Origin of the sequence: Paenibacillus sp. SAFN-117 (assembly GCF_051966115.1) — a bacterium.
GTDB classification, from domain to species: Bacteria; Bacillota; Bacilli; order Paenibacillales; family NBRC-103111; genus Paenibacillus_L; species Paenibacillus_L residui.
Genome location: NZ_JBQCLK010000060.1, coordinates 1 through 12,064, shown reverse-complemented (window position 1 = coordinate 12,064; position 12,064 = coordinate 1). Strand labels below are relative to the sequence as shown.

At 46.0% G+C, this 12,064-nt stretch carries 11 protein-coding genes, 1 pseudogene and 1 riboswitch; of the genes and pseudogenes, 1 reads left to right on the top strand and 11 read right to left on the bottom strand.

Annotated features, from left to right (window positions below; all coding sequences use genetic code 11):
• Positions 1-38 precede the first annotated feature (38 nt).
• Complete coding sequence (locus tag ACTHRH_RS25050) at positions 39-182, bottom strand: hypothetical protein (protein WP_440418161.1); 144 nt, start codon at positions 180-182, stop codon at positions 39-41.
• 518 nt (positions 183-700) lie between these two features.
• On the opposite strand from ACTHRH_RS25050, the gene ACTHRH_RS25045 reads away from it, so the two are divergent.
• Complete coding sequence (locus tag ACTHRH_RS25045; RefSeq protein ID WP_440418159.1) at positions 701-1,804, top strand: site-2 protease family protein; 1,104 nt, start codon at positions 701-703, stop codon at positions 1,802-1,804.
• Positions 1,805-1,939: 135 nt separating this feature from the next.
• On the opposite strand, the gene ACTHRH_RS25040 is transcribed toward ACTHRH_RS25045, so the two are convergent.
• The 10 genes and pseudogenes from ACTHRH_RS25040 to ACTHRH_RS24995 form a co-directional block, all read right to left on the bottom strand.
• Complete coding sequence (locus ACTHRH_RS25040; protein ID WP_440418157.1) at positions 1,940-4,234, bottom strand: preprotein translocase subunit SecA; 2,295 nt, start codon at positions 4,232-4,234, stop codon at positions 1,940-1,942.
• A gap of 41 nt (positions 4,235-4,275) precedes the next feature.
• Positions 4,276-4,989, bottom strand: coding sequence for an ABC transporter permease (locus tag ACTHRH_RS25035; RefSeq protein WP_440418155.1), 714 nt, complete (start codon positions 4,987-4,989; stop codon positions 4,276-4,278).
• Positions 4,986-5,831: an ABC transporter ATP-binding protein gene (locus tag ACTHRH_RS25030; RefSeq protein ID WP_150960442.1), complete on the bottom strand. Its 846-nt coding sequence runs from the start codon at positions 5,829-5,831 to the stop codon at positions 4,986-4,988. The genes ACTHRH_RS25035 and ACTHRH_RS25030 overlap by 4 nt, the downstream gene beginning before the upstream one ends.
• 138 nt (positions 5,832-5,969) lie before the next feature.
• Entirely contained in the window at positions 5,970-6,905 is a 936-nt protein-coding gene (locus tag ACTHRH_RS25025; RefSeq protein WP_440418152.1) for a LytTR family transcriptional regulator DNA-binding domain-containing protein, read from the bottom strand.
• 248 nt (positions 6,906-7,153) lie between these two features.
• Positions 7,154-7,609, bottom strand: coding sequence for a DinB family protein (locus ACTHRH_RS25020; RefSeq protein ID WP_150960440.1), 456 nt, complete (start codon positions 7,607-7,609; stop codon positions 7,154-7,156).
• Between the two features lie 338 nt (positions 7,610-7,947).
• On the bottom strand, positions 7,948-8,571 hold the full coding sequence (locus ACTHRH_RS25015) for a DUF1796 family putative cysteine peptidase (RefSeq protein ID WP_191964404.1): 624 nt from the start codon (positions 8,569-8,571) through the stop codon (positions 7,948-7,950).
• 162 nt (positions 8,572-8,733) lie between these two features.
• A pseudogene (locus tag ACTHRH_RS25010) lies at positions 8,734-9,947 on the bottom strand (leucine-rich repeat domain-containing protein).
• An 18-nt stretch (positions 9,948-9,965) separates the two neighbouring features.
• Positions 9,966-10,433, bottom strand: a complete 468-nt coding sequence (locus ACTHRH_RS25005) for a DMP19 family protein (protein ID WP_440418150.1) — start codon at positions 10,431-10,433, stop codon at positions 9,966-9,968.
• Positions 10,434-10,509: 76 nt separating this feature from the next.
• Entirely contained in the window at positions 10,510-10,665 is a 156-nt protein-coding gene (locus tag ACTHRH_RS25000; RefSeq protein ID WP_379289794.1) for a hypothetical protein, read from the bottom strand.
• Between the two features lie 47 nt (positions 10,666-10,712).
• A riboswitch (ZMP/ZTP riboswitch) is annotated at positions 10,713-10,788 on the bottom strand.
• A 174-nt stretch (positions 10,789-10,962) separates the two neighbouring features.
• Positions 10,963-11,844 carry a phosphotransferase family protein gene (locus tag ACTHRH_RS24995; RefSeq protein ID WP_379289796.1) on the bottom strand — a complete coding sequence of 294 codons (882 nt, stop codon included), beginning with the start codon at positions 11,842-11,844 and terminating at the stop codon, positions 10,963-10,965.
• Positions 11,845-12,064 lie beyond the last annotated feature (220 nt).

Genomic DNA, 12,064 nt, shown 5'->3' with positions numbered 1-12,064 from the left:
CAAAAGAACGCTTCGTGAATGATTTCACACCTTAAAAATTAAAAAAAACTGTCTTGACTTCTTGTGCCACTATAGTCTTCACTCCACCATAATAAAACGCCATCAAATCCGGCCTCTTTTATTAACTGATAACGTTCTTTGATCGGCAATTCATAGCCAAACCAATCATAAATGGTAATCATAAGCCTCTTCCTTTCTTACATTTTCCGTCATAGCTTTTATATAATTCACAGAGTTCATCCCAACAAAATTTCTATAAAATATATAATCTAGCAGCTTATTGTTTACTTTAACACATCAGGAAAACTCTGTAAGATCATTTATTTACGACCTCTCATGAATTCTCTCCCCCATTGATGGATGCCTGACATACATTTTTAGAACATTGGAGTTTCGTATTGCAGACGGGTTCGTTGTCGCCATTTCTATCATTTAAGAATCCTGCGGCTGCTAGAAGCAATGCCCCTGTACAGACAGATACTTTGTACTGTACATCACGAGCGCTTTGCATGAAACAAATTCGATATCATATATCTCAACTCTCTATTAGACATACCACCAGGAATAATATCAGATCATATCCGAACAAATCAGGGCAAACATGGTTATCCCATATTGATGATTTGGTAAAAGCGGCACCAACCTAGTCATCTATCCGTATAGAAAAGGGAAGTATTCGCAAGGGAGAGAGGCTGCTCGCATGAAGCGGAATGGAATAATGATTGCGGTGACAGGCATTCTATTTTTGGGAGCCCTCACGCTTCTTGGCGGATGGGGGAAGTACATATTAATTCTGTTGACGTTATTTCTTATGCTTTATTCGGCTCTGTTGATCCATGAGCTGGGGCATTTTGTTGTCGGTCGATGGCTCGGATATTCGTTTCGCTTTTTGATTATCGGTCCGGTGCATTTTACTAAGGAGAAGGGCAAGCTGACCATAGCTTTGAATACGAATTCAAGCAACTGGGGACAGTGCGCTATGCAGGTAAAGTTTAGTGATTATGAAACGGATCGCCATAGGCTCGTCTGGTATTTGGCAGGCGGAAGCCTGGCTAATCTGGTGATCGTGCTGGTTGGTTGCGTATTATATGCAATCACTGGCAGTATGCTGTGGCTATTGCTTGTGTTGTTTCATTTTGCTTTTGGCCTTGTGGCGATTGTTCCCTTGAAGGCGGAGGGCGGAGCTTATAGCGATGGGCTTGGCATTCGATTGCTGCGGCGAAATGGCCGTTCCGGCAGACTGTTTTATGCTTTGTTTAAGCTCTCATACGAGTATGCGTTTGCGGCGGATAAGGAGGAGCTTGATGGCCTTCCGCAGGGGAATGTCATCGAGCTGGAGGAGGAGTTGCAGAATGAAGCATGGCTTCAGTGCAATGATCGTTATGAACTCGACATGATCATGAATTTGCTCTATTTCGTCGCTGCATGGCAGACGATGAATGAAAGGTTTCACAGAACCGTTCAACTGCTGCGGCCATGGATCGAGCAAGACCGTTTAACGGGTGCAATGAAAGAGGAGCTTCTTCTATCCTACTCGTTTGCCAAGCTGGCGACAGGTGGAGATATCGGGACCGTGCCGGAGAAAATAACAGTTCGTCATCCTGCCATGCTGAACCTTCTCACGACCAAAATCGAAGCGCTTCGTTATTGCCGTAAGGGTAATGTAGAGCAAGCGATCGCAGTATTGCAGCACGCCAAGAAAGATATCCTCGCAAACAAACCATATCTGCTTGGAAAAGCAGCGGACGCCGCGGTGTTGGACAAATATATTCAAGTTATTCGCAATTACACGGCAAGCCGGTAGCAACAATTATTTGCCCGGCTTGTCGGCTTGCAGCAGGTCAGGGGGCGCATTCATAAATGCTGTCATAACCGAAGCGTCCAGTCCGCAAGTCTGCAACGTGGAGTTTACCGAAGCGCTCGCTCGTATTCGTCCCGATCAAAATTTGGACCATCCGAATACCGGCCTCATCATTTTGCGAATCCAATAAGCGATGATCGTCCCTGCAGTCCATGAACTGCGATTCTGCAAGTACTCCATGTATTGGTCGTTGATAATATAAGTCCAAGTGGAAGTTGGGATCTTCAGCCCGAACTTTTCCCACTGCGCCGGATCATTCGAACCTCCGAGCTTTGCGAGCATATTCGTCGACTCACGATTGATTTTAGCCGGAATTTGCTCGTAGGCTTGAATGATTTGCGCATGAAATTCGTCAATCGGATTGCGGTTAACAAGGCTTGTCAAATGGATGCTTTCGCGAATGTAAGATACGTCTTCTAGATGGTCAGCCCAGAACTTGTCGATATAATAAAGCCGTACCCGCTGCTCCGAAGGGCTCATCGGCGTCTCGCCTGTCAAAATTTCGAGCCGCTGCACGTATAGAATTCGCCGCTGTTCCTCCACCATATCCGAATAACGGTTCAGTTCCTGGCGGATATGGAAGTTTTGGCCCATCATAACGCGCTGAATATACTCAATTTTACTGTAGAGCACCGACTCTTCGAGAGCCTCATCCTGTCTGAGATCGCGATAAGCGGGCGGAATCACTTTATCGATGCCGAACCTTTGCATCAACTCGTCCTCCAAGCTTACGAAAAATACGGAAGCTCCCGGGTCTCCTTGGCGGCCAGAACGCCCGCGCAGTTGGTTGTCGATCCGCACGCTTTCGTGCACATGCGTACCAATCACGTACAACCCGCCCAGCTTGGCGACAACTTCCGCCTGAGCGGGGTTGCCGCCGCCGAGCCGAATGTCGACGCCGCGTCCGGCCATATTCGTAGATACCGTCACGGCGCCGATTTCTCCCGCTTTGGCGATGATCTCGGCTTCTTTTGCATCGTTTTTCGCATTCAGAACATGGCACGGTACGCCCGCAGCCGCTAGCGCCTCCGCCAGCATGTCAGACTCCCCGACGCTTGACGTACCAATGAGAATCGGGCGTCCCGTCGCATGAACAGACGATATTTCTTGTACAAGCGCCTTAAGTTTGGCTTCTTTATGGGTATAAATCCGGTGCGGATGGTCAATTCGTATGTTTGGCCGGTTCGGCGGAATTTGCACGACCTGCAGCGCATAAATATCTTCGAATTCCATTGCGGAAGCTTGCGCGGTAGCTGTCATTCCGCAAATCTTCGGATATAGGCTAAGGAAGTGTTGAAGGGTGATCGTACCGAGAATTTTCCCGCCGGTTTTCGTCTGCAGCCCTTCTTTGGCCGCAAGTGCGGCTTGCAGCCCGTCCGGCAAATGCCTGTTCTCCGCCACTCGGCCGGTATACTCGTCGATCAGCTCGATTTTACCGTCTCGGACGATGTAATCGACGTCTTTTTTCAATAACGATTCCGCATGCAGCGCGCAATTTAACGACGATAACAAATGACTATTATGGCTTTCGTACAAATTACCGCATCCCAGCAGCGATTCCGCTTTCGCAGCGCCCGCTTCATTCAAATAAACATTGCGCTTAAACTCGTCGAACTCGTAATGCTCCTCTTGCTCAAGCTGCCTGGCCACTTCTGCGAAACGAATGCCGTCGCTCTTGGAAGAGACCGGCTCGCCGGCGATGACTAGCGGCACCCGCGCTTCGTCAAGAAGCAGTGAATCTGCTTCATCGACGATAACGTAGTGGAAAGGACGATGCACGGTATCGGCTTCGTCCAGCGCAATCGTGTCGCGCAAATAATCGAATCCCGCCTCTTTGGCCGTAACATAGGTTATATCTGCGGCATACGCTTCCCGTTTCTCGGACAAGCTCATGCCCGCTTGAACCGATTTTACCGTTAATCCGAGGAAACGATAGATCGGGCCCATCCACTCCGCATCTCGATGTGCCAAATAATCGTTGAAAGTCAGAACATGAACGCCTTCGCCGGTTAGCGCATTCAGATAAGCAGGCATAACAGCAGAGAGCGTTTTTCCTTCGCCGGTATGCTGCTCGATCACAAATCCCTCGTGCAGAGCGATGGCCGCCATGATCTGGACATCGTAGGGCTGTAACCCGAGTGTTCTCTTGGCTGCCTCACAAACTAGCGCATAGGCATCGACAAGCAGCTCGTCCAAAAGCGTACCCGATTTTGCTTCCTTTTTCAGCCGGAGAGATTCCCCTTGGAACTGCTTTTCGTCCCAAGCTTCCAAATTCCGTTTCCTGATGAGCTCCGCTTTGTCCCGATAGCCTTGCAGCTTATGCCGGGTTTCGCGGTCTTTGAATTTCCGCATCAACTTGACGGCTAAATTCATCGGAATTTGTTCCCTCCTCCGTAGAAATACGCGATTCTATCCTACTCATCCTTTAACCGCCGTTGATACAAAGCAACCGATACGATCGTCAATACAACCGTCCATGCCAAAATAATGAGGAGGGGTTTTAATAAATCTCCCGTCGTAAAGTCTGTATTGCTTATATTTAGCAAATACACAAGTTGAATACTTGGTGCATATTCCAGCACTTTGAAAATCGGATAATCATCCGCCAGTAACATTCCTCCATATGGGGCCCCAGTGAATACGATCGATACGGGAATTATAGATAAAGACGCATCAAGTAACGTCTTGGAGAATAAACCGCATATCGTGCCGGCAGCTGTGTATAGAATAATCGAAAGAACAATTGCAGCCACAAGCGCCCATATACTAGCTGGTTCATAGCCCATTATATACGTGGCAATACCCAGAACTACAGCAGACATCGCAAAGACTAAAGCACTTTTACCGATTAAAACATCCATGGTTGTGGCCGGAGTCATCATTAATGATCGTAAGGTGTTACGCTCCTTTTCTTCCGCAATCAGGCATGCTTGTGCAAAACTCGTCAGTATCACAAACGAAAAATTTAGAACATAACCGAGAGCTCCGGGCAGAGACGGGCCTGCACCTCGGAGGAGAAATGCGAGGACAATTGGGAAAATCAGCATAATAGAAATCGCATAATTGCGTGAAAACTCTTTGTAACCCTTCACAAATATCGCTTGAGCACGTTTTAATGAGATACTCATAGTAACTCACTTCCTGTCATTTTAATAAAGATATCACCCAGACTTGGCTCTTTCGTTTCTAATCGATCAATGAATCCTCGTTTCATCCAATCGGCTATTTGATCGGCCGTCCCTTCATCGATCGGGAGCTCGTAGGCTTCCCCATTGATTAATTCAACACAAACTACGTTTTCCCGATGCTGTTTTTTAAGTTCCTTGGGAGAGCCGATGGTTTGGATTTGTCCTTGATACAAAATCGCTACACGGTTACATATCAATTCGGCCTCAGCCATATCATGCGTAGTTAGAAAGATCGTTGTCCCTCTCTCATTTAAGCGACGTAAGCCTTTATAAATATGTGCCGAGTTTACTGGATCTAAAGCCGAAGTAGGTTCATCCAAAAATAATAATTCCGGCTCATGGATAACCGCGCATGCCAACACGACACGCTGACGCATCCCTTTTGATAAGCGATTGACTTTCTTTTTGCCCTCCCCGCTTAAGTTAACAAACTGCAGTACCTTATCGATCGAAGATTTAGGAAGATCATATAGTTGGCGATACAGCTCCAGATTTTCCTCAATCGTCAATCTCTCATATAGACCGCTGTTATCCGTCAAAATGCCGAAGCGCATCTTCTGTGCAGACTGCTGCATCATCTCCGCCGGCTGGTTAAATACTCTTGCCTGTCCGCTTGTCGGATTTAATTGCGCCGTTAAGATTTTAATTAATGTCGTTTTTCCCGAACCACTCGGACCCAGGAAACCGAAAATTTCCCCTTTCGGAATGGAAAAGGACACGTCTGATAACGCATCCTTATTTCCAAATCTCTTTCGAATATGTTCTACCTCGATAACATCCATGAACACCACTTCCTTAGAGTTGATGCCTTAAGCATATAAAGATTGCATGCTTCCAGCCATCAAAACCCGCCGAAATGTAGCTATTATCGCCTGAATGGTACCATGGAATGCTTGATTGGTTTGATATTACCCCGGAAATTAAATGTTAAGAAGGGTCTTTAATTCATGCAATTTTGAACGAGATAACGGAACCACGGCATCTTTACCTGTATTTAATCGCAAGCTGTAGCTATTCTTCGTCCATGTAATAATCTCTCTTACTTTTTGCAAGTTAACGATGTAGGATCGATGACACCTAAAAAATCCGAAATTTAACAATTTTTGCTCGAGCTCGGTTAGCGTCAAAGCACAGACATAATTTTCGCCACCCACATGAACAAGGATCGAACCATCCATACTCTCTATATAATCGACTTCAGGCGGATCAAATAAAATCACTTTGTCATTTCTTTTCGTATAAATCTTCTGCAAGGTGATATTGGCCCGATCTTGTTCCTGCACTTCCAGCTTATCCTCTTCCGAGTCCCGAATATCCAGTGGATGAAATCCGATTTCGTTCAATCGATAAATGGCATCACAGGAAATCATGGCATCCTCTAAATTCGAAGTTAGAATTAAAATCTGCTTCTCCTTCGAAAGGTCATCTAAAATCCGTTTAAAATGACAACGCTCTTCTTCTTCCAAGTAAAAATAGGGCTCCTCCAGTACAAGTATCGGCTGATGCGCAAAAAAGACACGCAGCAAAGTCACATACGTCCTTTTCGATGAGCTTAGATCCTTGATTTTTACCTTTCGTTCTTCTTTTAAAGCAAAATAATCGATTAACAGAGCGACGCGCTCATTCCGCTCCGTTACTTTGATTAGAAAAGCGATCAGCTCTTCCACCGTTAAACGCATATACTCGCTTTGCTGAGCTCGAAATAAATAATATTGGGAACGATCCTTTAATTGATTCATTAAAAGCTGCTTTCGCTTCAAGTCCGTTATAATCCCAATCGATTGATTTGATGTCATATTTAATTCGATCTTCGGTAGGACTAATTTCCCATTATCATAGATTGGTTCAAATTGCATGCCGTCCCTCCGGTCAGTGCCGCTGTAGGTATATATAACAATTATAATGTTGGGGTATTTTTTTGTCAGTTTCTATTGAAAAATGTACCGGCATGTCTTCTCTAAGCCATATAAGTACTGACCAAGCCTTCATAACATGCACAGAAAGCCACCGAAGCAATCGGCAGCTTGATTATCGTTGATTTAATTATTGTCCCTGTTAGTTCAATGCCAATCCCGTTCCGAGTAATGGAGATTATTAGGCCCTGTTAGAGTCTCGTGAACGTGATGTAATCGACTTGGGCAGGCTCTGCCGATTCGATCCGAAGTGCCCGGTTGATCTGTCCCCGGTGATATTGCCCATGTAAGAGGACCTGCAACAGGATGTCCCGGACGGACGTTCGGAACGGAACCCCGCTCTGGTTCACATAGTCGATCATCTCGTCCAACTGGGATTCCTCGAGTCCTTCGATATAGACGCGATATTGCTCGGCGTTTTCTTCGAACATCGTCCGGATCGCCTTCAGGTCTTCCGCTTCCTCCCACAAAGAATACTGCGCGCTGCCCTTGCCTTGCAATCGGGACAGCCAGACTCGTTCCGCGACCGCGACGTGCCGAATCAGCTTCAGAAGGTCCTTGTTCTTCGTCTCACTCTCCTCGAGCGCGTCCAAGATGCGTTCGTCCGCCCAGTACAAGTGGTCCATCATGCACTTGATCGTCTTCATTTCGTTTTCCCCCTCTTCGTCTCATCGATTACTTGAACCTACTGAAGGTACTCCTAACGCTACCTCGACATTTTCAAGAAACTCCCATTCGGTTGTTTCTACATGGGGGGCGCACCACCAGAAGGTGAATAAATTGAGTGATACCGTTATGGTACTATGTTGCAGCCGTTTTCCATTTATTGTAGGATATTTGGATTCCATTTTGAATTATACCATGTCAGATCATTACTGTGGATAGTGGTCAAACCTTGTAAGTGTATAGCAGGGACCAATTCCGTAGTGATGATCATAGCGAAAGCAAGTAGGAAATGAAAAAGTGAAAGTCATTGTTTCCCTTTTTAAGGTTTCAGCTTAAATCCCTTCATGATTTGGTCCCATGCTTGGTCAGATCCTCTCCAATCCATTCCTTTAGGTACCGATATGGAGCAAACACCATGCAATCCCCAATCCTCGTGCCTTATCTCGTGTAAATAACCCATGTTGTTCACAATTAAAAGACGAAATTTACCGGGCATGATCTTATTAAGTGATGCATAAAGCTTCTCCGCTTCCGGCTTTGACGTTTGGGTTCTGACCAAGCAGATTGGCTTGCTCTTTGCTGCCGTTAAAAATCTGTTTATACGCCGATCAATTTTACGTTTAAATGCAGGGTAAGCATCCGTCCATCGGTAAATCGGCAAGCTTAACGGAAAATCGTGATAAGAAACGATGTCATACTTGTCATCTGTAACGACGTAACAATCCAGATCCCTACCGGAAAGTCGAAGTTGCTTTAATTCCATAAATCCGTCAAAGCGATTTCGGAGCAACCGAGCCACATCATGAGCCCTAAACGAGATAAACCAGTCTAACGGGCCTGAAAATTTCCGTAAACCCAGTCTTTTTAGCTGATAAGCGGTTTGACACGTTGAACCTAGACTAATGTATGCCGTGTAGTCACCCGTACAATCATTCCACTTCAATTTGACTCCCTCCATGGTGTTTTTACGGAAATCTTACTCACTATCGTATGAAGAATGATGTTATTACGGCCGGGTGGATGTGTATGGTTTTTAGCAATTCACCTTAAAGAGAACTTTCCTCGTCCCACAAGCGGTTAATTGGAGCACTTATTTTCACTTCATTCAGTAATCGCGTGCTGCGTCGAACCAGCGTTGAGCCATCTCCTCCGGTATAGGCTGGCCGATCAAGTGGTCAGACTGGCTTAGTTGCCATACTGCTTCACCCAGGTCTTCCCGCTCGGCAGTTTCGATGCCTTTGACCGTATTGAAGCGCACGGTGAAGGCGGTGATGGCTGCCTCAGCCTCGGCAAGGCTGCGAGCCTGGGCCAAGGCTGCCTGTGCAGCATCATAGGCTTCGTTAGCCAGCTTGGCCAGAGTTTAGGCCAGGATGAAAACGGGCGGCCAAACTCGGTCGTCCACCACTCAGGCTTTCGAAGTTGGCTCACTGAAGCATAGTCAGACCACGGACGGGTCTTGGCCCGTGCTTTCATTTGCTGCCGCAGGCGCTTGCCCGTGATCTCCTCCACATTGTAGGCGATAAATCTGTCAAGGAGCGGCCATGCATCCAAGGGCGGCAAGTCACCCAGATCAGGCATGAAGCGCAGCTCCAGATGTGTTAGCCGGGTATGGCCAGCCAACAGATCCAAGTCGCAGAAGTTTCCCCACAAACTCAGTGACGTAAGATTTGGGAACCGGCTTAGACACTCCAGCGAGATAGGCTGTGCCAGCGGTTCGTTCTGGAGCGTCAGGTTGGTAACCTGATGCAGCTCACCCAGGTCGGGCAGCAGGAAGGGAACTCCGTTATCGCGCCGGCTGGTGCGCGGCACAAGTGTCAGAGAGTATGGCATATCCCCTTCGGCCGAGAAGCGTGACAGATCGCCGGACACACTCAGGCGAGAATAATCGAGGTGCTTTGGAAGCTTTAGATGCAGCCGGTTTTCGGATGGGTCCAGCTTGATATGCAAGCCATGCAATTTGGATTGGCTGGCGTCCGCTACTGTATCTGCAGACAGAACCGGTACCCACGTCATTTCTTCAATGGGGCGTTCACGGGCCCAGTCGAGGAAGCCGACGTCGCTGCCTGTGTAGTACAGAAATCGCGGCCAAGGCGAGCCGTCCGGTGTGGCAAAGACCTCAAATACCGTCCAATCGATAGGCGTGTCAGGCTCGACGTGGAGGTTCGCCTTCTTGCCCAATTGTGACGGTCCAATGGAGAGGCTGCCCACGCCAGGCTCAATGACAAGCGTATGGCTGCGAGGGCCTGTCAGGTCGATAGGAAATCGGCCTGCTTCCTTAATAGAACCAGCGGGGGGACGGGCTTGGTCATTATTTGACATTTCTATCATCCTTTCTTTTTAACGCCTGCGTTTCTGCGATAGGTGTCCCAACACAACGCCAAGCGGAGCTTGCAGCCTTCCTTTCTCCGCTTCGACATAAGCCTCCAATAGCGGCCATATATCAAAATCGGTATAAAGGTATAGACTGCCGGCCAGCTCGTCTATTTTCTCATCGTCAAGGTCACTTTGATAGATTTGGTATATTTGAGTCAGGGTTTCAGCTTCTTTATCCGCTGAAATATGGCGCAACGCGTCGATCATTTTGTCAGCATAGTGCCCGGTGCTGTTTCCCATCAGACCGCCAATCCCATTCATCGCCAACTCGGTGTCCATGTCGATGATCCAAATAATATCCTGTATGAATTGCGGATAGGCGGACAGCGCGTCACGGTCAACCGGTTCATCATAAATCCGGAACATAGACTGTATCACATCGTCCGCGCTCATGACGCTAATATTGCTCAAAATTTCGTCAATAAAGTTCATGTGATGCTCCTTTTGCTCACGCTCTCAATTCAATGGCTCAACGCTTTTTCGATTGATTCCCTAACATCATTATTTTTCAACTGGGTGCACGCCTGCTGAAGAATGCCTCTCTGAAGTCTTGCCCCCTGTTACTTCCTGCAATAAATACTTCAAATGGTCCTACAAAATCCAAAGGTTCAACCTGTTCATAAATTACAATTGCTACATTTCTTAGTTGCCGTACCTGTTCCATATCATAAACCTCCCACAAAATAATAAAAGTATTTGGTCTTAGACCAAATACTTTGCCCAGGCGTACGGCATATGAAATATGTGCTTCCTCATGGTTTTCCATGTTTACGCCACACATACCAAATATTTACTCCATTATAATTTGAGTATATAGACAAAAGCAAATGTTTTGGTATACTGCCCGTTCTCCCCTAACATAGTTAGGGCAAACGAATATTTGTAATCAAACTTGGGATAAATTCCCAACATTAACAACTGGCCTTGGACTTTCTATTTATCTTATGAAAAACAACTATACTCAATAACCCACCGAATTCCTTAAAGTAAGAATATTTTCCTGAAGGAACGTTTGATTTTTTTCAATTCCTCTGTTTTTACACCAAACAACTGCGCTGAAAGCATCGTAAATATCATAAAATGGCAGCACTCTTTCCAGAGCCAACATAGGTCGAATCGATTGATAACCTTCAATGAACGGTTTCTTTGTTCTCGGATTGACTTCCCAAATATATCGATTGACTTTTGTAAAATCTATTTCCGACGATCCGCCACGGGCACTCTCGAAATCAATAATGCCAGCAACCTCGTTACCATTCACCAATATATTACCTGGTCTAAAATCCATGTGAACAATGCATGGTCCGTCAGGATCCGGTAAAGCAGAGAAAACTCTATCAAAGTGAAGAATACATCTTTCATACAATTTTGAGTCGAGAATCTCTTTGCATGGCTCTTTCCACTTTTCAAAATTACTTTTGATATATAATCTCCAATTATTTTGATCAAGTAACTTAAAACCATCGGTTACATGGTAACCATACCCAGGGGTTTTAACCTCATGGAGCATAGCATGATATACGCCAATTTGAAAAGAAAGTTTCTCATCAATGTCTCCTGTACAAGGCATACCTTGAATTGCTGAAAGAAGCAGTGCCCCAGTAGTACTTTCATCCCCGTACCAAATGTCCAATACCTTAGGAACAGGTATTACACCCTTTAATGTTTCAAGCATCTGAAATTCACGGAATAGTTTATCCTTGTTAAATGGAATTTTTACAAAAACGTTTTCTCCACTGGCAAGAGTAAGTTTGTATACATCAGAACTAAATGACTCTGGAACATCTTCAACATTCAAGACGTTCAACTTTAGCTTTTCTATAGCTTTTAGAATAGAACTCATATGTAACCTCCTGTTTTGGAGCGATTCTTCCGATTTGTTTCTCTGAATACCGAATCAAATCCAATATCCACATATATCATATTTTTGACCCAGTACCAAAAACTCTTTATCGAGGGGTCATTTTCATTTAGACCGCCATGCCTCTGACCGCGGCACCATCAGATGATGAAAATGGATGGATTTTCAAGGTAGACCCCCATGCTGCTGACCGCGGCACCAT